The organism is Nostoc parmelioides FACHB-3921, assembly GCF_014696625.1.
Classification (GTDB): Bacteria; Cyanobacteriota; Cyanobacteriia; order Cyanobacteriales; family Nostocaceae; genus Trichormus; species Trichormus parmelioides.
Genome location: NZ_JACJQL010000002.1, coordinates 192,238 through 215,331 on the forward strand (window position 1 = coordinate 192,238; position 23,094 = coordinate 215,331).

General features: G+C 40.2%; 20 protein-coding genes, 1 tRNA gene and 1 pseudogene. 12 read left to right on the forward strand and 10 right to left on the reverse strand.

Annotated features, from left to right (window positions below; translation table 11 throughout):
* Positions 1 to 43: 43 nt before the first annotated feature.
* The 4 genes from H6G14_RS02670 to H6G14_RS02685 form a co-directional block, all read right to left on the reverse strand.
* A complete protein-coding gene (locus tag H6G14_RS02670; RefSeq protein WP_190565609.1) occupies positions 44 to 490 on the reverse strand; it encodes an acyl-CoA thioesterase in 447 nt (148 codons plus the stop codon).
* A gap of 76 nt (positions 491 to 566) precedes the next feature.
* A complete protein-coding gene (locus H6G14_RS02675; RefSeq protein WP_190565610.1) occupies positions 567 to 1,655 on the reverse strand; it encodes a T3SS effector HopA1 family protein in 1,089 nt (362 codons plus the stop codon).
* A gap of 147 nt (positions 1,656 to 1,802) precedes the next feature.
* Positions 1,803 to 3,038 (reverse strand): phosphotransferase family protein, encoded by a 1,236-nt coding sequence (locus H6G14_RS02680; protein WP_190565611.1) that lies wholly within the window; start codon positions 3,036 to 3,038, stop codon positions 1,803 to 1,805.
* A 1,118-nt stretch (positions 3,039 to 4,156) separates the two neighbouring features.
* Positions 4,157 to 4,477 carry a TMEM14 family protein gene (locus H6G14_RS02685; RefSeq protein WP_190565612.1) on the reverse strand — a complete coding sequence of 107 codons (321 nt, stop codon included), beginning with the start codon at positions 4,475 to 4,477 and terminating at the stop codon, positions 4,157 to 4,159.
* Between the two features lie 99 nt (positions 4,478 to 4,576).
* Between H6G14_RS02685 and H6G14_RS02690 the strand changes: the two genes are divergently transcribed.
* From H6G14_RS02690 to H6G14_RS02700, 3 genes are all read left to right on the forward strand, one after another.
* A complete protein-coding gene (locus H6G14_RS02690; protein WP_190565613.1) occupies positions 4,577 to 5,923 on the forward strand; it encodes an ATP-binding protein in 1,347 nt (448 codons plus the stop codon).
* Between the two features lie 153 nt (positions 5,924 to 6,076).
* Positions 6,077 to 7,366, forward strand: coding sequence for a tellurite resistance TerB C-terminal domain-containing protein (locus tag H6G14_RS02695; protein WP_190565614.1), 1,290 nt, complete (start codon positions 6,077 to 6,079; stop codon positions 7,364 to 7,366).
* Positions 7,367 to 7,591: 225 nt separating this feature from the next.
* Positions 7,592 to 8,920 (forward strand): ATP-binding protein, encoded by a 1,329-nt coding sequence (locus H6G14_RS02700; protein WP_190565615.1) that lies wholly within the window; start codon positions 7,592 to 7,594, stop codon positions 8,918 to 8,920.
* A gap of 112 nt (positions 8,921 to 9,032) precedes the next feature.
* Here H6G14_RS02700 and H6G14_RS02705 read toward each other — a convergent pair.
* Together H6G14_RS02705 and alr are read right to left on the reverse strand one after the other, a co-directional pair.
* A tRNA-Leu gene (locus H6G14_RS02705) sits at positions 9,033 to 9,114 on the reverse strand.
* 80 nt (positions 9,115 to 9,194) lie between these two features.
* Complete coding sequence (gene alr / locus H6G14_RS02710; protein WP_190565616.1) at positions 9,195 to 10,382, reverse strand: alanine racemase; 1,188 nt, start codon at positions 10,380 to 10,382, stop codon at positions 9,195 to 9,197.
* A 470-nt stretch (positions 10,383 to 10,852) separates the two neighbouring features.
* Here alr and H6G14_RS02715 point away from each other — a divergent pair, with 470 nt between their 5' ends.
* The gene (locus H6G14_RS02715; RefSeq protein WP_011317273.1) at positions 10,853 to 11,350 is read left to right on the forward strand and encodes an HNH endonuclease; all 498 of its coding nucleotides are present in this window, start codon (positions 10,853 to 10,855) and stop codon (positions 11,348 to 11,350) included.
* A 292-nt stretch (positions 11,351 to 11,642) separates the two neighbouring features.
* Here H6G14_RS02715 and H6G14_RS02720 read toward each other — a convergent pair whose 3' ends face one another.
* On the reverse strand, positions 11,643 to 11,873 hold the full coding sequence (locus H6G14_RS02720) for a hypothetical protein (protein ID WP_190565617.1): 231 nt from the start codon (positions 11,871 to 11,873) through the stop codon (positions 11,643 to 11,645).
* A 342-nt stretch (positions 11,874 to 12,215) separates the two neighbouring features.
* On the opposite strand from H6G14_RS02720, the gene tatC reads away from it, so the two are divergent.
* Positions 12,216 to 13,010: a twin-arginine translocase subunit TatC gene (tatC, locus tag H6G14_RS02725; protein ID WP_190565618.1), complete on the forward strand. Its 795-nt coding sequence runs from the start codon at positions 12,216 to 12,218 to the stop codon at positions 13,008 to 13,010.
* A gap of 144 nt (positions 13,011 to 13,154) precedes the next feature.
* Positions 13,155 to 13,313: pseudogene (locus H6G14_RS02730) on the forward strand (tRNA-binding protein); the annotation flags it as partial.
* Positions 13,314 to 13,381: 68 nt separating this feature from the next.
* On the opposite strand, the gene H6G14_RS02735 reads toward H6G14_RS02730, so the two are convergent.
* On the reverse strand, positions 13,382 to 13,690 hold the full coding sequence (locus tag H6G14_RS02735) for a DUF3067 family protein (protein WP_190565619.1): 309 nt from the start codon (positions 13,688 to 13,690) through the stop codon (positions 13,382 to 13,384).
* Between the two features lie 228 nt (positions 13,691 to 13,918).
* Between H6G14_RS02735 and petC the strand changes: the two genes are divergently transcribed.
* From petC to H6G14_RS02755, 4 genes are all read left to right on the forward strand, one after another.
* Positions 13,919 to 14,458 carry a cytochrome b6-f complex iron-sulfur subunit gene (gene petC / locus H6G14_RS02740; protein ID WP_190565620.1) on the forward strand — a complete coding sequence of 180 codons (540 nt, stop codon included), beginning with the start codon at positions 13,919 to 13,921 and terminating at the stop codon, positions 14,456 to 14,458.
* Between the two features lie 114 nt (positions 14,459 to 14,572).
* Positions 14,573 to 15,574, forward strand: coding sequence for a cytochrome f (gene petA / locus H6G14_RS02745; RefSeq protein ID WP_190565621.1), 1,002 nt, complete (start codon positions 14,573 to 14,575; stop codon positions 15,572 to 15,574).
* Between the two features lie 419 nt (positions 15,575 to 15,993).
* Positions 15,994 to 16,917 (forward strand): bestrophin family protein, encoded by a 924-nt coding sequence (locus H6G14_RS02750; protein WP_190565622.1) that lies wholly within the window; start codon positions 15,994 to 15,996, stop codon positions 16,915 to 16,917.
* Between the two features lie 21 nt (positions 16,918 to 16,938).
* On the forward strand, positions 16,939 to 17,505 hold the full coding sequence (locus H6G14_RS02755) for a Uma2 family endonuclease (RefSeq protein WP_190565623.1): 567 nt from the start codon (positions 16,939 to 16,941) through the stop codon (positions 17,503 to 17,505).
* Between the two features lie 6 nt (positions 17,506 to 17,511).
* On the opposite strand, the gene H6G14_RS02760 is transcribed toward H6G14_RS02755, so the two are convergent.
* Entirely contained in the window at positions 17,512 to 18,360 is an 849-nt protein-coding gene (locus H6G14_RS02760) for a M28 family peptidase (RefSeq protein ID WP_190565624.1), read from the reverse strand.
* Positions 18,361 to 18,747: 387 nt separating this feature from the next.
* Here H6G14_RS02760 and dnaK point away from each other — a divergent pair, with 387 nt between their 5' ends.
* Positions 18,748 to 20,814 carry a molecular chaperone DnaK gene (gene dnaK / locus H6G14_RS02765; RefSeq protein WP_190565625.1) on the forward strand — a complete coding sequence of 689 codons (2,067 nt, stop codon included), beginning with the start codon at positions 18,748 to 18,750 and terminating at the stop codon, positions 20,812 to 20,814.
* 199 nt (positions 20,815 to 21,013) lie between these two features.
* Positions 21,014 to 22,009, forward strand: coding sequence for a DnaJ C-terminal domain-containing protein (locus tag H6G14_RS02770; RefSeq protein ID WP_190449581.1), 996 nt, complete (start codon positions 21,014 to 21,016; stop codon positions 22,007 to 22,009).
* Positions 22,010 to 22,027: 18 nt separating this feature from the next.
* Here H6G14_RS02770 and H6G14_RS02775 read toward each other — a convergent pair whose 3' ends face one another.
* Positions 22,028 to 22,921 carry an Rpn family recombination-promoting nuclease/putative transposase gene (locus H6G14_RS02775; protein WP_190565626.1) on the reverse strand — a complete coding sequence of 298 codons (894 nt, stop codon included), beginning with the start codon at positions 22,919 to 22,921 and terminating at the stop codon, positions 22,028 to 22,030.
* Positions 22,922 to 23,094 lie beyond the last annotated feature (173 nt).

Here is a 23,094-nt window from a genome sequence, read left to right on the forward strand (position 1 = left end):
CGTCCCTCAGCGCCAACCTCCGCGATACTTCGCGTTAAAAAAACTAAACAACCTCTCTAGCCTTGCGTCTTTCCACCTCCTCCGTTTCCTTGCGATAACCATCCAACCACTGAATAATTTCCGTAGATAACTCTTGCTTACTTCTAGTATTAGCATCAATACAAACGTGTCGAGTTACAGCCTTAGCCACTAACACATCCGCCAAATAAATTTCATAATTAACCTCAAACTTTTCCGCACCAATCTTTTGCGGCACTAAGCTAATTATCACCTCATTTCCACAAAATAGCGGACGCAAAAAATCTACACTGGTATGGACAATGGGAAAAGCCATAGTAGGATTAGTAAAAAACTCCTTGAGACTAATTCCTGATGTTCTCAAAGACGCTTCATAACCTTCATGACAAATGCTGAGGATATTAGCAAAATAAACTACTCCCGCAGCGTCCGTATCTTGAAAGTGAATTGTCCGATGATAAGTAAAAGGCATATGGAAAATTACCAAATAAAAAAAAGAGCAGACTAGAAGTCCGCCCTACAAAATCATATTACTGTGCAAGAAAAATTTATAACTTTAATGGTGAATATATATCTTCAGAAGTAGGGTTAAGATAAGGACGCTGTAAATCTATAGAATGATGTTGAAAGTGTTTGTTAATCGTCTTCATTCGTTCTTCGACTGCATTCTTACCCTTCTGCCAAGCTTCTAACAAAGCATTCGCCACAATTTGACAACGATTCATGCCAAAAGTTTCTTGTGCGGCAAATTTTTGCGTAGGTTCTTCAGCCAGACTCAACCCAGGTGCTAAAAATTTGGTAAACAGGGGTATCTCTGGTTGAAAATAAGCTTGATACTCTTGATATATAACCTGAAGAATTTTATGTATTACTGGATAGTTTTCGTGTTCAAAATAGAGTACGCCTGAGTCATAGCGTCCATAGGCGCAGGGATTGTACAGAACTTGAAAGGTAAAAGGAAGTGCGGCGGCGTTGAATTGTGCTGTTAAACTATCCATAAGTGCGATCGCACCATCTGCACTGAAATTAAAATAGATTCTCCCTGTACCTAAATCAGCATCCGGGTTTCCTGACTTTTCCTGTCCCACATCACTCACAGCTAAGTAGTAGCCGTTTTGCAATCGATTATTAGGCATCCAAATCGCTACTGATTCCCCCACAGTGGCGGATTTTTTACCGGGTTTGAGATGGCAATCGGGTTCTATGTATAAAGTTAATCCACCTTTAGTCACTGCCATACTACCATCGGGTTCCTTACGTAACACCTGCCAACTAGGGTCAAAATAACCCCGTCCGTGATTACTGGCTTGCAGTTGTTCGTAAAATTCCCAATCGATACCCACATTGGTATTAGTTGCTAAATTTTGTGGCATCGAGTAACTAGCATAGTTATCATTTGCCAAATTACTTTGCAATACACCATTGTAATAAATTCCATAAAGGAAGTTACGCAGCAATAAGGCGAGATATTTATTTTGTAGAGCAGGGGAGTTGTGCTGAAATCTATCTGCTACTTTGGTTGGTAAAGCAAAAGGCTGATAACTGGGATGGTTGATACAAAAGTTCGGCTCAATTTGGATATTGGTAGCAATATCCATCAGGGAATTAAACAGTGGGTTAGCAGAATAATCTAGCATCAATCAATTCCAAACTCAAAATTGATAATTTAGAAAACCCCTACAGGGTAAACATCCTGACTCTAATATTAATTCTCATCTAATCGATGACAAATTCAAAATTCAAAACTGATAATTTTGCTTTTTGAATTGTTCATCTACTGACTCTTAGCAACCACGTAAGCGGGTTTTTTCGTAATACAGAGGAACTAACTGTTTCTCTTTTTCAGGATGTGATACTTGAGGAACCTTTGCTACCGGAGAGAGAATTTCTGCCTCCGAGATACCAAAAATACTCAGTATGGATTGCTCAGGCATAGTCAGCAGATTTTTAGCCACTTGCAACATATAAAGGTGAGAATTATCAAATAATTTACAGTTATTCATCTTGTCTTGAATTTGGTGAATTAAAGCCAAGCCGATAAACTTGATAACTCGTACCAAAAAATGAGGATGGTATTCCAAAATCATGGGAAAGGCTTGCAAATAAGCTTGTAATAAAGCCACTAAAGATGGTTGAATCTCTTCTAGTGGTATCATTGCTAGTTCTAAAGATTCTGCTAATTCCAGGGTAGGATCTACAACTAAGCTTTCAAGCCAAATTTTTAAATAACTAGCTAAAATAGTTCCTAAATCAAAAGCCGGATCTCCCCAAGTGCAAGCTTCCCAATCAATCAATCGCACTAGGCAATTATCTAATTGGTTCCACCGGGAATGAATTAATATATTGTTGAGTTTGAGGTCATTATGAGTTAAACAACAAGCATCCCACTCATAAGCCAAGTCAGCGATCGCTGCTTCTAAACTCTCATAGCATTGATAGAGAACGTGAAATTTTAAGGCTTCAGTAGGAATTTTACCAAAAATCTCTGGACTCAGAGAACTTATTCCTTGTGCCGGATTGTAAAAATGATAGCGGAACTGTCCTTGAGGCGCAGTCGCCATGAAATTACGATATTCTTTACCCTGGAAGGTAGTACGGTGTAGCGCTGCTAAGGTCGTCCCAATCGCCGCCGCAATTTCTTTTGGGAAAACCTGCGTGTTTTGATAAGACTCAGCTAAATCCAGGTACTCGCTTAAATAACTGCGAACGAGGACGGAGTTTTCCTCATCAAAATGTACCACCAAAGGAGCGATCGCAGAAATATTCCCTAAAATGGGAAACTTTTGTAGTAATTGGTGAAATAGCCATTCATTAAACAATTCATGGAGAATCCCATCATTTTCAACACCACGTTCTTGTTTAACTAGCAGTTTGCGATTATCTGCTAAATTCACCACTAAATTGTAGTTCTTCTTGCTAATTGGCAATTCAACTATGTCTGATTTGCCATCTTCTGAGCTACACAGGTCTGCTGCTTGCAGATGCTGGATAACGTTTTGAGAAGACAGTGGTAATAACATTGATTATTTCCTAGTTCGTAAAATTGCTGAGATAATCACCTAATCTCAAGATTGGTCTCGTTTTAGTCGTCTAGGTAGATAACAACAAGGATATAAGTATCAATCATGATTGCTTTAATCTATAAATATCTCATCTCTTTTACTAATACCTGCCAAAATGGCCTTTATTTTTGCTTTAATTTTTAATGTAATCGCCACGAAATCTTTAAAATAAATATTCGTTTTTTGGAAAAACTATGGCAGATTATTTAATTTCTTATATAGATTTGTGATTAATTTTTTGCTGGTTATTCCTAAACCATAATTGATTACGCTTTGGGTGTCAGTTGTCAGTTGTTATTTGTCATTTTTTGAAAGGATCTGGTTTAATACCTTATCCCCTTGTGGGTGAAGTTTTTGATTAACTGAAGCACCTATCTAAAGACAGATTTATACTTCTTCATATATTCAACATAGGATTTTTTATAGGATGAATCTATCAGAAGTAAGGTACATAAAAACCCATATCATGCCGACTATGACATCGATATGCAAAAGCTGATTTCACTTACTACGTTAGATAAATAGGAAATCTCATTTTCAGGTATTAAAGTACTTTGTAATAATTAATACATTTTTGCTCTCGGTTTTTCAAAGCTATTAATTTAATATGTGTATTATTTTTATTTATCATCACCAAGTTTAAAAAACCGGATACTTTGGGTAGTCGGCAATGATTTTTTGAAAAAATATTAAATTACGTCATGTAACACAATCATGTTTCGTCGCCTGTATCTCCTAAAGCGGGGTTTTTGTATAAACTCCTGATGAGTAAGCAAAGAAACATATATATTTCACCTTTGCTAAATAAGCAAAAATTATGTTATCAGTAAAGATTTCTGCTTGATTTACGTTGTTATTTACAATACAGCATATACTTAATAAACCGACATTTCTAGAGCAAAAGATCTTCGTTACGTGAAATACATCTAATTTCACCAGATATGCTGTCAAAGTCATTCACATATCATTAATACTAATGTACTATTGTGAAGACAATCCTCAATCAATTTAAAATACATTTTGTCGCAGTCTACTAAACAAAATCCCCAGCCACAGGGGGATGGAGATTTTTGAACCTATTTAGGAGCTACCATTTGATTGAGTAAAACTACCAGTGACAACATCCCTAAAATAGTCATTAATCCCGCAGGCATAAACTTGCGTGTTCTAACCAATCTTAATGCAAAGAAGACTACCAGTGCAGCAGTCACCACAGTTGCTAAGATTAAACCCCAAGTTTGTCCTTGGAGTTGCAAGTAAGCAGCAACAAATAGTAATAAACCACTAACAACACCACTAAGGAGAGAAACTTGACTATTAGCCTGAAAGTAGCCAATAATGCCACCAATAAGCGCTAACATACCATAGGCGATCGCAGCAGTTACACTTAAATTCATTGTTAAACCTTATCTAGATGTTGATGATGTGGTCAACAGTCAACAGTCAATAGCGAAGGTTTTGGACTAATGACTACTGACTACTGACTAAGTTAATTGATGGATAATCCAGTAATGTCGGCAATTACTTCTCTCTATCCCCAAGTACAATTTCTCCAACGCCAAGCCGCGTCCCTTTTACTGTACCAATCAGTCCTACAAACTGATGTCGGGATTGCATTTCAAGAACTATTACAAGCCATACGTTATGCTGATGCTGATGCTAGGGGTTCTCTTCAAGCCTATGGCAATTACTTTCACGCTTTAGCTAGGAGAAAGCAAAATTGGGAAGATTATTTAGTTTCGCAAATTTTGATAGCCGAGAATCCCTTTAGCAAACTTACTCAACAGCAAGACTTTAAAGATTTACCCCCGGCTTTAATCTCAGCTGTAAAGCATGATTTACAAGTATTACAGAGTCTTTATGAATGTAATAGTGCTGTTTTGAGCCAATGGGTGCAAGCCGTGGCTCATTTACCTATTTCACCTGTGGTATGGTATTTGGAACAAGATGATATGGGGTCAGAAGCAGCATTATCTTTACATCATCTAGAGCATTGGGCAGATGCAGCAGAAGAATTAGCCATTCATTATCAGAAATGTGGGACAGGTTTATTTGCTCAATACCGCGCCTTACGCTGGCAAGATGGGGAATTTATTGGTATTCCTTACCCTGACCCAGTTAAGCTAGGTACACTCGTTGGTTACGAGTCACAACAAGAAGCCTTATTGAAAAATACAGAATTTTTATTATCGGATGAGAAAGCACTGCACGTATTACTTTATGGTAGCCGAGGGGCGGGGAAATCTTCCTTAGTCAAAGCCTTATTAAACGAATATAGTCATCGCCAACTCCGTTTACTGGAAGTGTCAAAAGCAGACTTAAAAGATTTACCCAAGATTGTGGAACAGTTACGCGGAGCCCCACAAAAATTTATCATTTTTGTTGATGATTTATCTTTTGAAGAAGATGATGATGCCTTCAAAGCGCTGAAAGTTGTTTTAGAAGGAAATTTAACAGCTCGTCCCCAAAATGTAGTAGTCTATGCTACCTCAAATCGCCGCCACTTGATTCGAGAGTTTTTTGCCGATAGACCTAGCTTGAAAAATCATGAAGAAGTCCATGCTGGGGATACAATGCAGGAAAAACTTTCCTTTAGCGATCGCTTTGGCTTAACCCTTACTTTTGAATCTGCCGATCAAAGCACTTATCTAAAAATTGTACGCCATCTAGCAGCCCAAGCGAGAATTAGTATCAGCCCAGAAGAGTTAGAATATCAAGCATTACAGTGGGCAACACGCCATAATGGACGTTCTGGGCGTACTGCACAGCAATTCATAGATTTTCTCAAAGCAGACACATCTCTGTTTGCTGCAAATAACAATATCTTAAATACCCAATCATGAAAATAATTGTTGCATGATTTCAATATTTTGTTACTTTCACAACAATCTCATCCACAAACACTTACAACTAGAGTGACTAACACCACAATATGAGGAGTAATCATTGGCAACGCTGCTCAGTCAAAAAGCTTAACTACGCTAAAAATTAGCAATATGCAACAAGTCATAATAAGTAATCGATTTATTTTAGGCATAGTTGCCTTTAGTGTGAGTTTTGGTTTGAGCCTAGTTCCCAAATGGAATTTTAGCCACGCTTTTTTCACAGGTGTAATTACAGTAGTAGCTACTTATGCAGCAGCCTTATTTGTAGATAAGCGACGGAGAAATTATGAACTATTACTTTTAAGTTCACTCCGTAAACGCATTCAAGAAACCGAGGGTCTGAAGTCTAGACTAGCCAGAGAAATTGAACAACTAGAGACCCATCGCAGTTTATTATATACAGAGTCACAGCAGCTAAAAAATCAAATTTTAGACAGCCGCAATCAAAGAGATAGTTTACATCGAGATTTAGGAATTTTTGCTAGTCAAAGAAAACAAATAGAATCAGAAATTGCCAACCTAAAAGCTACAATTTGTAGCTTAGAAGAAAATCAAATAGAATTGAATAGTTACTTATCTAACCTAGCATCAGAAAAACGTAGATTAGAATCTAACCATCACGTATATCGGGCAGAAATAACCCAGATACAAAATCAAATCAGTGACTTGAATCTAGAGAAACAAGAACTTGAAAATAGTATTACTTTGCTAGGAAGGATAAAGCCACAATTAGAAGAAAAACTTTATGAACTGCGAATTACTATCCAAAATTTAGAGTCGGAAAAAAACAAGCAATCTCAAATACTTCTAGATACTAGCAACGAACATGAAAACCTAGCTGCAAATATTGACTATTTACAAAGTCAAAAAACAGAACGCCACAATGAACTACAACAAATCCAAAATGAAATCTTTTTGTTGCAACAAGAACGAGACAGCCTGCAAAATCAAGTTTGGGAACTCTTACAACAAATAGAAACATTTAATCAAGAATCTACGTCTGTTAATACATCAGAACAAACAGGAATATTCTTTCCCTCTTCAGATATTCTCGAAAATTTAGATAAATTAGATGCTGAAAATGATACTACATCCCCAGCCTTACCAGAAGAGTGGCATACATTATTAAAGCAATTACCTAGTCATGAAATTCAGGTCTTAAAAATTATCATAGAGCAAGACAATCCCCAAGCATCGATCAAAAAAATTGCAGAAGCTAACATCACTATGCCGAATTTGTTGATTGATTCCATCAATGAACGTGCTAATGACATTATTGGTGAATTAATAATTGAAACTGACATAGACGTACCAAAGATTTATGCAGAACATATAGCCAATGTCAGAGATATAGTTGCATTGTATGAAAATTTCATAGCTAGATACGCATCATCAAATTAAATGTTCCTATCTCATTGTAAAATATATATAAACATAATGTGATTATTGCAAAATCTATGTACGTATAGACCAGAGATTATCCAAAAAAAACATGATGTTATTCTGATTATTTAAAGAGTTACACCACAACATACAATAAAAAGCGGCTAGGGACTAGAGAATGATAAATTCAAACTTCCACTCAGCGCTATAAAATTGGCATTGATATCCCGTACATCAAAATACATGGCAAAGCTCAAAATCCCGAAAAAAACCTCAACTGCTTTGATTAATTCACTAGGTGCAGGAGTAGTACCCAGATTAGGAGTAGAACATATAGCAGTCGGTCGAGAAAAAGAACTTAAAAGCCTATTACAAAATCTCAATGATATTGCCGAAGGCGTAGCAGCATTTCGTTTTATCATTGGTAACTACGGCGCGGGAAAAAGCTTCATCCTCCAGATGTTTCGTAACCGAGCAATGGAGCAAGGTTTTGTGGTTGCTGATGTTGATTTATCTTCTGAACATCGCCTAGCAGGAAGCAACAATGAAGGTCTAGCGACCTATCGAGAATTGATGAGTAGCCTTTCCACCAAAACCCGTCCTGATGGTGGTGCGTTAGTTTCAATTCTAGAAGGATGGATTAACAAAATTCAGCAAGAGGTCGTTAAAGAAACTGAACTACGTCCCAATGATGAGGGTTTTGATGACCAAGTAGAAGCCAAAATTCGAGAAGTTGTTCAGTATATAGAAGACTTAGTTCATGGGTTTGATTTTGGTAGCATTATTATTGCTTATTGGCGTGGCTACCGCTTAGATGATGATGATTTAAAAAATTCTGCACTGCGTTGGTTGCGGGGGGAATTTAATACTAAAACTGAAGCCAGAACAGCTTTAGGAGTAAGGATAATTATTGATGATGATAGTTGGTATGACTATATTAAACTCTTAGCTAAATTCGTGGCAGAGATTGGTTATAAAGGATTACTGATTTTAATGGATGAAGCAGTTAACCTCTACCAAATATCTACTACAGTTACTCGTGAGAAGAACTATAACAGATTACTAGCAATGTTTAATGACACTATGCAGTGTAAAGCAGAACATTTAGGTATTGTTATAGGTGGAACAACAAAGTTTTTAGAAGACCCTAATCGAGGACTTTTTGCAGACCAAGCTTGGCGTAGACGCACAAAAGAAAGCCGCTTTGCTGCACAAGCAGATATACAAGAGTTTATTGGGCCAGTTATACGTCTTAATCCTTTAAGTGAAGCAGAAATTCTGACACTTTTGCAGCGTTTAACTGAAATTCATGCCCTCCATTTTGGTTATGACAAGATTTTTACCAGCAAAGAATTACAAGAATTTGTCAAAGAAATTGTCAGTCGTTTAGGCGCAGAAGCATTATTAACACCAGGAGAGATTGTGAGGGATTTTATTAGTGTGTTAAATATCTTACACCAAAATCAAAATATTAAGTTTAGCGAGCTAATTCATGGTTCTAGTTTTAAACCTACTGCTGCTGGTAAAGATATCGGTGTAGATGAGGATAATGCAGCTGAATTTAGCTTGTGATTGTGATGTTTTATTCAATATTAAGGATTTAACAATAAAAATTTAAATAATAAAAAGGGCTTCCAGACTGGTATTTATCTGAAACCCCTTTTATTATTCTATGAATCTATAGTGCGGATGAAAGGACTTGAACCTTCACTCCTCTCGGAACTAGAACCTAAATCTAGCGCGTCTGCCAATTCCGCCACATCCGCTTATGCAACTATACTAGCATAGCACGTTATGTAAGGGAATAGGCAATAGGTTATAGGTATTATTTAAAAATTCGTAACAATCACATTACTCCTACGCGAGGTAAGCGGTGTTTAAATCCACAGAGAATTTCCCAGGAAATAGTATTTAACTGTTCTGCCCAATCATCGGCTGTGATTTTTTCTTTTCCTTGTTTCCCAAGTAAGGTGACAATTTCCCCTTCTTGTAGGTCTGGTAAAGCACTAACATCTATCATCAACTGATCCATCGTGATAGCACCGATTTGTGGTAATCGCTGACCACGAATTAAAACCTGCATTTTGTTGGATAGATTACGCGGTACTCCATCAGCGTAACCAATACCGACAACGGCAAGACGCATTTCATGGGGGGCGATAAATTGGTGTCCGTAACTTACACCAGTACCCGCAGCAATTGTTTTGACGTGGGTAACTCGCGCTTGGACTTGGATGACTGGTTTTAGGCTGATTTTCTTCTGTAAATGAGGGGCTGGATAGAGTCCATACACAGCTAAACCTACCCGTACCATATCGTAGTGTAATCTTGGATCTGCCAAGGTTGCAGCCGAGTTTGCTAAATGCAGGCAGGGAATTTTAATACCCAAGGTTTTGATTTGAGCGATCGCCTCCTCAAATCTTCTATACTGTTCTTCCATAATCCCCGGATCTGGACTATCTGCTGTTGCTAGGTGGGAGTAAACGCTAGCAATATCTAGATGGGGTAAACGCTCTACTAACTGTACAAACTCCCCTGCTTGTTGCCAGTTAGTTCCAAGTCTAGACATCCCTGTATCTAACTTAATATGTACAGGTATGGGGGAATCATGCTGGACGGTTTCCAAGGTATTGGAAAATATTAAAGCTTGTTTAGGACTACCAATAGTTGGTTGTAGTTGCCATTGAGCGATCGCCTGAATTTGTTCTGGTGTATGGGTAGCCCCTAAAATCAAAATGGGCGCTTGAATACCCGCCTCTCGCAGTTGAATCCCCTCCGGAACAGTGGCGACACCCAAGCAACTAGCACCTGCTTGTAATGCCGTCTGCGCTACCGTTACAGCACCATGACCATAAGCATCTGCTTTGACTACCGCCATTAACTGAGTCCGTGGTGATAAAAACTGCTTTAGTTGCTGGACATTGTGCGACAACGCCTCTAGGTCAATTTCTACCCAAGCGCGTTGTGAAAACCAAGCATAGGTATCACACTGTTGATGAGAAGCCATACTTGAGGCTTGTTGGCGACTTAACATTTTACTCCCCCTTATCACACCACTGCTTTTTTAACTGCGTATTTCTTCCGAATTGCGTTGGCGTTAGCCTCGCCGCAGACTATCACGAATTGGTCTTATAGCCACATCAGAGTTAATCAGGAAGTTTAACTCGCATTTCGCAACAGATACAACATACTTGAGGAAAATTTTGAAATTTTCTCGCTCGAATGTTGATCAGGCAGAGGGTGAGAGACTTGAACCTAAAGGGTTTTACTTCCACCTCTTAATTAAAATTAACAGGTTCTTTTTGCTACTAATCACTAGCACGAAGAAGAGCTTAAATTCTGTTTTTAACTGAAGTAATAGGCTATTAATCAGGGTTTCGAGCCATCATTAATAACCGACAGGAGCAATTACTCAATTCTTGCAGAAGTATACTTTAACCTCCTCTCCCAAGGAGAGGAAAATCGTGTTAATATATGTAAAACTAATACCTTGAGCGCTGATCAATGGGTAAGGTTTTAGTCCTAAACGCCTCTTACGAACCGCTCAACATAACGAGCTGGCGACGTGCTGTAGTTCTGTTAATCAAAGGCAAAGCAGAACGCGTTGAACATAACGGTAGTTTTCTTTACTCAGACTTTCCGTTACCAACTGTAATCCGGTTGCGTCATTACGTCCGCGTTCCATACAAGGAAATTCCTCTGACCCGTCGCAATATATTGCATCGTGACGGACATACTTGCCAGTACTGTGGCTATACCGGGGACGAACTGACATTGGATCATGTAAATCCGCGATCGCGCGGCGGCGGTGATAGCTGGGAAAATATTGTAACGGCTTGCGTGCGTTGCAATGTCAAGAAAGGCAGTCGCACACCCCAAGAGGCGCGTATGCCTTTGCGCCATCTTCCTCGTCAACCCTACAGCAGTCTTTATTTTGAGGTCAGCAAGCATCTCAAAAATGGATTGCATCAAGAGTGGCAAAAATATGTTATAGGACTTTGACACTAACACAGTAATCTTCTATACCCAGTTACTTTGTCACCTAAAAGCAGGTGTTATATCTACTTGTCTATTTGATTGCACTTTGTCAGCCTGATTTTAAGCCTTATAAAGTACCAAACTGGGTATAAATTCGATTTGTCCTTTATCCAGTGATGGATATTTTGCCTACCAGTGGTGTAGGGGAGTACTCAATTAACCAGTCAAATAGCCAACAGCCTCCTATAATAACACATAAATCGGGGGAATAGTAAAATAAATCGTTGATTGCAGTTTTTTATAGAATAGTTTTCTTTCAATCCTTACATTTACGCTGACGCAAGCACTCTCCTGTCTGCTCATCTCTAGCTGATATTTGCCAGAGAACTATCTGTGATTGAGTACTTCTGCTATCAGTCATCAAAGCAGTTGTACTCAACATCTGAGTTATGAAACTGGAAACATTATTACCACTAACAAGATTCACCCCGGCATTAGAAAAACACATAGGTAATGCCATGAGGCTCATGTAAATCCGCCTATTCATCCCAACCTCAGCAAAAATTTTCAATCATCTACTATGGAAGCTCGGCGAAAATAGCAACAAGAGCTTGTAATGAGTACCTAATGCTACTGTTCGCCCAGACGTGATGAAAAAATTAATTCTTCCTGCTTTTGTCGTAGCAGTTGCAAGCTAAACTTACGGAGCAAGTATTTTTTCCCAGTGCAGAGTTAAGAATGGATTACTTCCCCATATTCCTATAGTCTGACATATTTTTCTGTTCATCCTCGCCCAATTTGTAAATTTCAGCTTTGAATAGGTTTCTCCTATCGTGGTAGCTGCTTCCCCAGATACAATAGTTAGCAAATGTTGCCTACCACCTGAGCCATGACCCCCTCACAAGAAGTAGATACAATAACCACTCCTGAGATTGATACAGAAGGATACGGCAACTCAGATATTGATTCTCTCGATGAGTTGCCCGGTGAAGTCGAAATGTCTCTATTCGACCACCTAGAAGAATTAAGACAGCGCATCTTTTATTCACTGATTGCCGTAGCAGTGGGTGTCGTCGGCTGCTTCTTTGCTGTCAAGCCAATTGTTCAGTTACTAGAAGTCCCGGCCCAAGGCGTTAAATTTCTCCAGTTAGCCCCCGGAGAATATTTCTTTGTTTCTATCAAAGTTGCAGGCTATACCGGCTTGCTACTTTCAAGTCCTTTCATTCTTTACCAAATTATTTTGTTTGTTCTCCCTGGATTGACTCGGCGCGAACGTGGTCTACTTGGGCCTATAGTTTTAGGGTCAAGTGTGCTGTTTGCCACGGGTTTAGTCTTTGCTTATTTACTTTTGATTCCTGCCGCTTTGAATTTTTTCATCAGTTACGGCGCGGATGTAGTCGAACAACTGTGGTCTATCGACAAATATTTTGAATTTGTACTATTGCTTTTATTTAGTACTGGGTTAGCTTTCCAAGTGCCGATAATTCAACTTTTACTAGCTAATTTAGGTATTGTTTCGTCCCAAAGAATGATTTCTGGCTGGCGATTTGTAATTATGGCAGCCGTAGTTTTAGGCGCTGTACTTACACCTTCTACTGACCCCCTAACTCAAAGTCTGTTAGCCGGCGCAGTACTTGCCCTTTACTTTGGTGGTATTGGTGTAGTAAAGCTCACAGGTAAATAAAAACCTGTGATGTGGAAATTCAGGAGTCAGGACATATCAGGTTTTAATATCTTCAGTTCAGTACTTTGAAGAAAACTGAAGCTAAGAAGATTTTTTGATAGATGGCTGTTGACTGTTGACCGTTAACAGTCAACAGCTAGCTATATTATCAATAGATTAATATTGGCTGTGACTAATTTTCCTCCCTGTCAGATAGCTGATTTTATGTCTGAATTTCTGGTGTTAGGTGTAGTTTTAGACGATGATGAAGTTGCTTTAATTCAGCCAGATATAGGTTTCTCTTTAGGTAAAAGAGTTTTATAGCCTGTAGCCGAAATTATAAAAAATTATTTTAAGACTCCTTAATAATCACCAATTTCTACTCCCAATATTCAGATAATCCATTCAGAAGCACGTTCACCCAAATCTAGAGGTATGCTTACAGCTTTACCGAGTCGAGGGCGCTCTTTAGTTTGTGTGATAAATGTTTTGACTTGGACTGCACCGCCTAAAGCATGAAGATAATTGGCGACACTATCAAGATGCTCTTGATATTCGGTTTCACTCATCGGGAAAGAAGCTTGCTCTGCGTATTTCCACATTACTTGTAAAAATATCTTGCCTTGTGTCCGGCGAAACTGGACATCATAAGAGTAGCCCCATTTATCCAGCAATAGTTGGCGTAATTCCTGTCCTGTCATAGTTTTTCTCAACTAGATTTTACATTTAGTTATGACGTTAAGTTCCGTAACTCAAGTATGATAAGGATATAAAGAAATGTAATGCTAACAGAAAGGATGCGAGATATATCTTGAAACAAAGAATAACAGCATCGTTACAAACGTTAGCATTTCAACCAGACAGGAGTTGCTCAAGCATTTAGCGCTCTTGTCGAATGCTTAACAAAATACACGAAGAGCGCGTAGATTATGGCTCAATTTTCTGAATCAGTAGACGTTCCCGATATGGGGCGACGTCAGTTCATGAACCTGCTAACTTTTGGAACCGTTACTGGTGTGGCTCTGGGTGCATTGTATCCCGTTGTCAATTACTTTATTCCACCTGCTGCTGGTGGCGCTGGTGGCGGTACAACAGCAAAAGACGAGCTGGGCAACGATGTTAGCGTCAGCAAATTTTTAGAAAGCCATAATGTAGGCGATCGCACTCTAGTTCAAGGACTTAAGGGCGACCCCACCTATATCGTGGTAGAAAGCAAAGAAGCCATCACAGATTACGGCATCAACGCCGTCTGCACCCACTTGGGTTGTGTCGTTCCCTGGAACGCGGCAGAAAACAAATTTAAATGTCCTTGCCACGGTTCTCAATACGATGCAACTGGTAAGGTTGTTCGCGGCCCAGCACCAAAGTCTCTGGCTTTGAGTCACGCTAAAACCGAAAACGACAAAATCGTTTTAACTCCTTGGACTGAGACCGACTTCCGCACCGGTGAAGAACCCTGGTGGTCTTAATGATTTTGTTCTGCGTCAGGAGTCAGTTGTTAGTTGTGAATTTGCCACTGACCACTGACCACTGACCACTGACTATTGACTCTTGACTAAAATTCAATCGTTGCCCCTATAGAGATGAGAAATGCTTGTACAAGAGCGAGGTTAACTCGCACTGCTAGAGCAATGGTAAAAACATTGTTCATAGCGATCGCCAGCGTGACATTTTTCTTCACCAGCGACTTAGCCCTTCCCCAATCAGCTGCTGCATATCCTTTCTGGGCGCAGCAAACTTACCCAGAAACCCCCCGCGAACCGACAGGTAGAATTGTTTGCGCTAACTGTCACCTAGCAGCGAAGCCTACAGAAGTAGAAGTTCCTCAATCCGTACTACCCGACACCGTGTTTAAAGCCGTTGTCAAAATTCCTTACGACACCAGCGTGCAACAAGTTGGTGCTGATGGCTCTAAGGTCGGCTTAAACGTCGGTGCTGTACTGATGTTACCCGAAGGCTTCAAGATTGCTCCTGAAGACCGCATTTCCGAAGAACTGAAAGAAGAAATCGGCGATGTTTACTTCCAACCCTACGGCGAAGATAAAGACAACATCGTCATCGTCGGGCCTTTACCCGGTGAACAGTATCAGGAAATCGTCTTCCCCGTTCTTTCTCCCAACCCCGCCAACGACAAGAACATTCACTTCGGTAAATATTCAGTTCATGTTGGTGGCAACCGGGGACGCGGACAAGTTTATCCCACAGGCGAAAAGAGCAACAATAACCTTTATAGCGCTGCTGCTACTGGGACAATTAGCAAGATTGCTAAACAAGAAGGCGAAGATGGTAGCGTTAAATATTTAGTAGACATCAAAACTGAGTCTGGAGAAGTTGTCAGCGACACTATCCCCGCAGGCCCAGAACTGATTGTTTCTGAAGGACAAGCTGTCAAAGCAGGCGACGCTTTGACCAATAACCCTAACGTTGGTGGTTTCGGTCAATTAGACGCAGAAATCGTTCTCCAAGATGCTAATAGAGTTGGCTGGTTGATTGCTTTCGTTGCTCTGGTGATGTTAGCTCAAGTCATGCTAGTTCTGAAGAAGAAGCAGGTGGAAAAAGTCCAAGCTGCGGAAATGAATTTCTAAATTCTCTGATAAATCAATACTTTTAAGACAGGCGATCGCCTGTCTTTTTTATTTACACTAGTTGACACTCTCCGCCCTATAAGTACACCCTTATATCCTTATATCCAAAAGCCGACCACACTAAAACTTCGCAGTTATAGCCGTCGCCAGTAGTGTTAGGACATCAATAGATGATACAACCTAGACACAAAAAAACTTTTCACCCAGTCCCCAGTCCCCAATCCCCAGTCCTCAGTCCCCAGTCCTCAGTCCCCAGCTATATATTAGTGCCATTCCACCCAGTCTCAACAGACAATCTTTCTGGGTCAGCCTTGACAGTAAATTCCGCAATGCCAATTGTGCTACTTCTGGAGTTATGATTTTTAAATTATTCAGATACTTACTGAATGAGTTCGCCCAGTATTTTTTAGGTTAATAAGATGACTGTTGAGAGAAAACGCTGGTTTCAAATAGCCTTTCAACTTAAAGGCTCTGTTATTAGCGCAATTTACACACGCGTTATTTGCTGCGCCTTATTTGGGGTATTAGTTACTTTACTATATCAAATAGAAATTCCTGTATCTCAACCAATTTTAGGTAGTGTTATCCCTAGTATTGTTCTAGGTTTGTTACTAGTTTTTCGGACAAATACTGCTTATGAACGTTTTTGGGAAGGTAGGAAAGCCTGGGGTTCTATAGTCAACAATACGCGTAATTTGGCTAGACAAATTTGGGTATCAGTTGATGAAATATCACCCAAGGATAGAGAAGCTAAAATATCCGTTTTAAACTTACTAGTAGCTTTTGCTGTAGCTACTAAATTGCATTTACGTGGAGAACTGATAAATAGTGAACTTGAAGATTTAATATCAACTTCTCGATATTTTAAACTGAAAAGTATGAATAATCCGCCGTTAGAAGTAGCCTTCTGGATTGGAGATTATTTACAACAGCAATATACTCGCAAGTGCTTAAATAGTTATCAATTAACATCTATGCAAGAATTATTAAACAATTTGGTTGATAATTTAGGGTCTTGTGAACGCATTCTCAGAACACCGATGCCTTTAGCTTATTCTATACATCTCAAGCAATTATTATTACTGTATTGTTTTCTTTTACCTTTTCAAATGGTAGAAAGTTTGGGTTGGTGGACAGGTTTAGTTGTGGGGTTAGTGAGTTTCACTTTATTTGGTATTGAAGCGATTGGCTTAGAGATTGAAAATCCTTTTGGTTATGATCCTAACGATTTACCATTAGATGCTATATGTAACACAATGAAGCGGAATATTGATGATTTAACTAGTTTATCTCCCAACGCGCGTTCTCATGATCTGGGTGAAACTTCAAATGTCATAATATAAAAAATTTGCAAAGCAAAACTTATGCAAACAGCCAGTAAGCCTTTGAGTTTAGCTGAATTTTTAATACTGCCAGAGACAAAACCCTCTAATGAGTTTATTGATGGTTATATATACCAAAAACCCATGCCCCAAGGAAAGCATAGTACTCTACAAATTCGACTTGCAGATGGTATCAATGAGGTAGGCTTTCCCAGCAAAACCGCTTACGCTTTTCCAGAATTGAGGTGTACATTTTCTGGACGTTCAATTGTTCCCGATATTGCTGTATTTCGTTGGGAGAAAATCCCTTTTGATGCAGATGGCGAGGTAGCTAATGCTTTTGAAATTCCTCCCGATTGGACAATTGAAATTCTCTCACCTGATCAATCGCAAACACGAATCACAGACAATATACTTTTTTGCTTACGCCATCAAACTAGTTTAGGATCGTTAATTGATCCAGCAGAGAAAGCGGTTATTTGCTTTTTACCTAATCAATTACCAGAAATCAAACGGCAATTTGATGAGATTTTACCTGTGCCAGATTTTCTGGATTTAAAATTGACGGTTGGGAAATTATTGGGATGGCTGAAATTTGGATTCAAGTAACTTTGTTCACAGCCGTCGGATACTGATTTCTAAGCCTTCGCACACACCTGTGAGAAAATCTAAATCGAGAGTAGCGATCGCATCACTGGGCTTATGATAGTGAGGATTCCGTAAAAAGGCTGTATCTGTGACCATAATTGCTGGATAACCTGCGTCCCAAAATGGTGCATGATCGCTTAATCTAGTTTGGGGAACAATCAAACCTCTCTTGGGTACTGGTAGCCACTGACTAGATATACCAGCTTGACGAATATTGCGACTCATGCCAATTAAGTCGGGAATAGTGCGTAAATTGCCAATTAAAGCAATAAAATCACCCGTATCCGGGTAAAATTTTTCTAATGGTGCAGGATATCTCTGCGAACCGGGCGTAGAGTCCCGATATCCCAGCATTTCTAAAGACATCATCAAGCGTAACGGCTGCTGTTGTTGACGTAACAAGCCTGCATAATCAGTACTACCTAGCAAGCCATATTCTTCCATATCAAAGGCTACCAGCCGCAGAGGATATTTAGCTGGTGCAGCCGCAAACTTTCTCGCCAATTCTAATAAAACTACTACACCTGTAGCATTATCATCAGCTCCTGACGTTCCTGGGACACCATCATAGTGTGCGCCAATTAAAATAGGTGGTAGTTCCTGTTTCTTCCCTATAGATTGGGACGGCAAATTGAGGATGAGATTATTAAAAGATTTATTACCTACTTGAAAGGTGTGGATTTCCACACTTCCCCATTGGGCAAATTCTTGGCGAATGTATTCTTGGACAAAGAAATGTCCAGCCGTCGCTAGATAAGGATCACGTTCTCGTGCTACCTGTATTAAATGATTGTGTAATCTGGCTTTTAAATTCAAGTCTTTAAAATCGATTTTGTCAGTGGTCAGTGGTCAGTAGTCTGTGACTTTCATATACTAAGTCAGCATACTCTTGGGTTAGTTTATTGAAACTGATTCAAAAACAAATGACACACATAGCAATTAAGATAAGGGTGGATTTCCCAACTTGAAGATGTAATGAAGTTCACAGATGAGGCTACAACATTTACAACGGCTAGAACATACTAAGCATCGTCAATGTTATCCTAGTCTTGCAACTAAATCCTCAAGCTATAATTCTTCCATTTTTTGCCTTAATGATGACTGTTATAACATTGAGGCAAGTTTACCCTGTAGCACAAAGCTAGAGGTAGTTCTGCCCAATCATAATATATATAGTAAGACACAGTAGGAGAAGAGTAAGGCATGGGCAAGGTAGTCGGCATCGACTTGGGTACAACCAACTCAGTAGTCGCCGTGATGGAGGGTGGCAAGCCGGTGGTGATTGCCAATGCAGAAGGAATGCGAACAACCCCCTCGGTCGTTGGCTTCAGCAAAGATGGTGAAAGGGTTGTTGGGCAAATGGCACGGCGACAAACAGTCCTCAACCCTCAAAATACATTTTTCGCCGTAAAACGCTATATCGGGCGCAGGTATAACGAACTTAGCCCAGAATCGAAGCGTGTACCTTATACAATTCGCAAAGATGATGTTGGCAATATTAAAGTTGCCTGTCCTCGTCTGAATAAAGAATTTGCAGCCGAAGAAATTTCGGCAATGGTGCTGAAAAAGTTGGCAGATGATGCTAGTGCTTATTTAGGATCAGCCGTTACAGGCGCAGTCATTACAGTACCAGCTTATTTTAACGACTCCCAAAGACAAGCAACCCGCGATGCTGGTAGGATAGCCGGTTTAGAAGTGTTGCGGATTCTCAACGAACCAACGGCTGCATCCTTAGCTTATGGGTTAGACAGAGGTGATACGGAAACCATCTTAGTTTTTGACTTGGGTGGCGGGACATTTGACGTATCGATTTTGGAAGTCGGGGATGGAGTATTTGAAGTCAAAGCCACCAGTGGAGATACCCAACTAGGTGGGAATGACTTTGATAAAAAGATTGTGGATTGGTTGGCAGAGCAATTTTTAGAAACAGAAGGTGTAGACTTAAGACGCGATCGCCAAGCTTTGCAACGTTTGATGGAAGCCGCAGAAAAAGCTAAAATCGAACTCTCGGCTGTCAGCATCACTGATATTAACTTACCCTTCATTACCGCCACAGAAGACGGCCCCAAACATTTGGAAACCAGGCTGACACGTTCCCAATTTGAAGGTTTATGTGTTGACTTATTAGGACGTGTCCGCAACCCTGTAAAACGGGCGCTAAAAGATGCCGGACTCAGACCTGATGATATTGAAGAAGTCGTACTAGTTGGCGGTTCCACAAGAATGCCAATGGTAAAACAACTGGTGCGGGATTTAATTGGCATTGAACCCAGCGAAAATGTCAACCCTGATGAAGTGGTGGCGATGGGTGCAGCCATTCAAGCGGGGATTCTGGCAGGAGAATTCAAAGATGTGCTGCTGCTAGATGTTACACCCTTATCTTTGGGATTGGAAGCGATCGGTGGTGTGATGAAAAAACTCATCCCCCGCAATACAACTATCCCCGTCCGCCGTTCTGATATTTTCTCCACTTCCGAAAATAACCAAAACTCCGTAGAAATTCACGTAGTCCAAGGTGAACGGGAAATGGCAGGTGATAACAAATCTCTAGGACGTTTCAAACTCTACGGCATTCCCCCTGCACCACGAGGCATTCCTCAAATTCAGGTAGCATTTGATATCGATGCCAACGGGATTTTACAGGTAACAGCTTTAGACAGAACCACTGGCAGAGAACAGAGTATCACCATTCAAGGTGCTTCTACCTTAAGTGAATCAGAAGTTAACCGGATGATTCAGGAAGCCCAAAAATATGCCGACGTTGACCGGGAACGCAAAGAGAGGGTAGAAAAACGTACCCGTTCTGAAGCCTTAATCCTCCAAGGAGAGCGCCAACTCAGAGAAGTTGCTTTAGAATTTGGGATGCAGTTTGCCCGTAACCGTCGCCAACGCATCGATAATATTAGCCGGGAATTAAAGGAAAGTCTCAAAGAAAATGACGATCGCGGGATTGACCAAGCCTACGCCGATCTGCAAGATGCTCTATATGAGCTAAATCGAGAAGTTCGTCAGTATTATGCTGAAGACGAAGACGACGATTTATTTGCCACGATCAAAGACATCTTTGTGGGCGATAAAGACAAGGAACGCGACCTTCCCAGAGATAGCTATCGAGAACGCGATTCTTACAATAACAGAGATTATGGCAGAGACTATGGCAGAGATTACGGACGAGACAGCCGTCCTTCCTATGACAGCAACCGCCCTCCTCGTAAATCACCCCGCCCCAGCTATCAAGATAATTGGGACGATGATGATGATTGGCTATAGATGAGGAATAAAGAGGAATCAATTCAAAATAGCCTATGGTATCGCGTAGCGTCTCCTAGAGAAGGCTACGCCAACAAAATTAAGGAATTGATTCCCATCTCCTCTTCTGCCTGAATGCGGATTTGGTAATTGATAATCGGTAATTGGTAATTAGTAACAATTATCTAGAATCTAAAATTTAAAAGTTAAATAAATGAATATGCAGAATTTGCAGAATTTTCGTGATTATTACGAGATTTTGGGAGTAACGAAAGATGCTACTAATGAAGATATTAAAAAGAATTATCGACGGTTAGCAAGACAGTATCACCCTGATCTCAATCCGGGGAATAAAGACGCAGAGGAAAAGTTTAAAATCATCGGCGAAGCTTATGAAATGCTTTCCGATGCGACTAAACGCGCACAATATGACCAGTTTAGCCGTTATTGGAAACAGAAAGGCTTTCCTAAACAAACTCCTAAATCAAAAGCTTGGGGAGATAGTCGTAATGGAGAACGCAACGGTAATGAAAATGTAGATCCCAGCCAGTTTACCAACTTTGAAGACTTTCTCAATCAAGTTATCGGTGTTGGCAGTCGTAGAGACAGCAAAAATGGTGCAAGTACTAACACGACAACCGATCCGTTTCGTTCACCAAAAAGCCGAGTTGAATATACAGTTCCCAAAAATCCCTCCCGTCCAGCCCGTCGTGATATTGAAGCAAGATTGACCTTACCGTTTGAAAAAGCTTATTCTGGGGGTAATGAACGCATTCGTTTAGAGGATGGGCGATCGCTAGAAGTGACAATGCCCCCAGGGATGGTAACAGGTCAAACCATCCGCCTACGTAATCAAGGCATAAGTGGCGGCGACCTCTATCTAAAAATTACAGTCGAACCCCACCCCTTATTTAAACTGGAAGGTACTAATATATTCTGCCAAGTACCAGTTACTCCCAGTGAAGCCGTCTTGGGAGGACAGGTAGAAGCCCCAACTCTAGATGGCCCTGTGAAAATGACCATTCCCCCAGGAGTCAGGTCTGGTCAAAGATTCCGTCTAGCCAATAAAGGCTACCCCAGCGACAACGGTAAACGCGGTGATCAATTAGTAGAAATTCAAATACTTACCCCAAAAACTATCAGTCAAGAAGAAAAAGAACTTTACGAAAAACTCCGGCAAATTGAAACATTTAAACCCCGCGCTGATTTAATTTAATATGTGTAAGCAATAACACTACAGCATCTGCCGCAATTCTTCAATTGTTTTGGCGGCAACAATTTTGCGTACAATTTCCTTTAAGGTGGCTAAATCTTTAACTTGACTAATTTGTGGCAATAACTCTAAACCCTCTTTGCCAAACTTTACTTCTAAATTAGTTTCAATACCGGACATCAATCCCAGCAGTTTACCGCGTGCTTCACCGCGTGCTTCACCGCGTGCTTCACCGCGTGCTTCACCACGTATTTCACCTTCTCGCAAAATTTCTTGATACCAAGGCGATTCACGTAAAACAGCCATATCCCACCTCATAATTTCTTGAACTAAGGCACTCTCTAACACAAACGTAGCAAAAAAAGCTAGGACTGTTTCTAACTGATTGAGTTGTTCGTCCGCACGCAGCATTTGCAACGCTTCTCGAATGATTAACTCATTCTCACCACCTTTAAGAAGGGGTACAAAGGGAAGTAGGGAAGGTAAGGGTTGTTGGAAAGCAATATTCACATCAACTTCCCAAAGATTAATGACTCGATAATCTTGTATAGCCCGTAATCCTGCAAGATTTGATGTAAAGCTTGTGGGTACTTCTTCGTTACTAGTTTTGAGAATATTGATTAAAACGGGGTATGTGGGTAAATTATATTTTTCTTCTGCCAGTGCCGCATAAGCCCTCATCCGTCTTGGCATTTGGGGCTGATAGCGTAACTGTAATTCGTTGAGGACTAAAAATTCACCGTATTCAGGACTGGTGACACGAATTAAAACATCACTTTCTCGGCTAATCCATTGAAAATCAGAACTGAGAATTTCTCCAGCGACAACATCAGAAAGCTGTGTCACCCATCTTACCCAGTTGTTAGGTGCTAGGCTGATTAATTTTTTGGTGCTGATGTCTGCGGCTTTAGTCATTAGGTGGTGAATGCACTCAAGCAATGAAATTTATCGTAACTTAAAGAAGCTCCCTGCTTGAAGCTTTCACTATAGAGACATTCAGACATGGAAGTTTGACATTTATTGCTAATGGTAGGTTTAGAATATTAGAAAAAACTTGATTGCAAAGTGAATCAAACAGCCGTGAATCA

Bases quoted from the DNA above. Each gene is read 5' to 3' on its own strand.
- H6G14_RS02670 (WP_190565609.1), bottom strand. From the start codon at position 490: ATGCCTTTTACTTATCATCGGACAATTCACTTTCAAGATACGGACGCT.
- H6G14_RS02675 (WP_190565610.1), bottom strand. From the start codon at position 1,655: ATGCTAGATTATTCTGCTAACCCACTGTTTAATTCCCTGATGGATATT.
- H6G14_RS02680 (WP_190565611.1), bottom strand. From the start codon at position 3,038: ATGTTATTACCACTGTCTTCTCAAAACGTTATCCAGCATCTGCAAGCA.
- H6G14_RS02685 (WP_190565612.1), bottom strand. From the start codon at position 4,477: ATGAATTTAAGTGTAACTGCTGCGATCGCCTATGGTATGTTAGCGCTT.
- H6G14_RS02690 (WP_190565613.1), top strand. From the start codon at position 4,577: ATGGATAATCCAGTAATGTCGGCAATTACTTCTCTCTATCCCCAAGTA.
- H6G14_RS02695 (WP_190565614.1), top strand. From the start codon at position 6,077: ATGCAACAAGTCATAATAAGTAATCGATTTATTTTAGGCATAGTTGCC.
- H6G14_RS02700 (WP_190565615.1), top strand. From the start codon at position 7,592: ATGGCAAAGCTCAAAATCCCGAAAAAAACCTCAACTGCTTTGATTAAT.
- alr (WP_190565616.1), bottom strand. From the start codon at position 10,382: ATGTTAAGTCGCCAACAAGCCTCAAGTATGGCTTCTCATCAACAGTGT.
- H6G14_RS02715 (WP_011317273.1), top strand. From the start codon at position 10,853: ATGGGTAAGGTTTTAGTCCTAAACGCCTCTTACGAACCGCTCAACATA.
- H6G14_RS02720 (WP_190565617.1), bottom strand. From the start codon at position 11,873: ATGAATAGGCGGATTTACATGAGCCTCATGGCATTACCTATGTGTTTT.
- tatC (WP_190565618.1), top strand. From the start codon at position 12,216: ATGACCCCCTCACAAGAAGTAGATACAATAACCACTCCTGAGATTGAT.
- H6G14_RS02735 (WP_190565619.1), bottom strand. From the start codon at position 13,690: ATGACAGGACAGGAATTACGCCAACTATTGCTGGATAAATGGGGCTAC.
- petC (WP_190565620.1), top strand. From the start codon at position 13,919: ATGGCTCAATTTTCTGAATCAGTAGACGTTCCCGATATGGGGCGACGT.
- petA (WP_190565621.1), top strand. From the start codon at position 14,573: ATGAGAAATGCTTGTACAAGAGCGAGGTTAACTCGCACTGCTAGAGCA.
- H6G14_RS02750 (WP_190565622.1), top strand. From the start codon at position 15,994: ATGACTGTTGAGAGAAAACGCTGGTTTCAAATAGCCTTTCAACTTAAA.
- H6G14_RS02755 (WP_190565623.1), top strand. From the start codon at position 16,939: ATGCAAACAGCCAGTAAGCCTTTGAGTTTAGCTGAATTTTTAATACTG.
- dnaK (WP_190565625.1), top strand. From the start codon at position 18,748: ATGGGCAAGGTAGTCGGCATCGACTTGGGTACAACCAACTCAGTAGTC.
- H6G14_RS02770 (WP_190449581.1), top strand. From the start codon at position 21,014: ATGCAGAATTTGCAGAATTTTCGTGATTATTACGAGATTTTGGGAGTA.
- H6G14_RS02775 (WP_190565626.1), bottom strand. From the start codon at position 22,921: ATGACTAAAGCCGCAGACATCAGCACCAAAAAATTAATCAGCCTAGCA.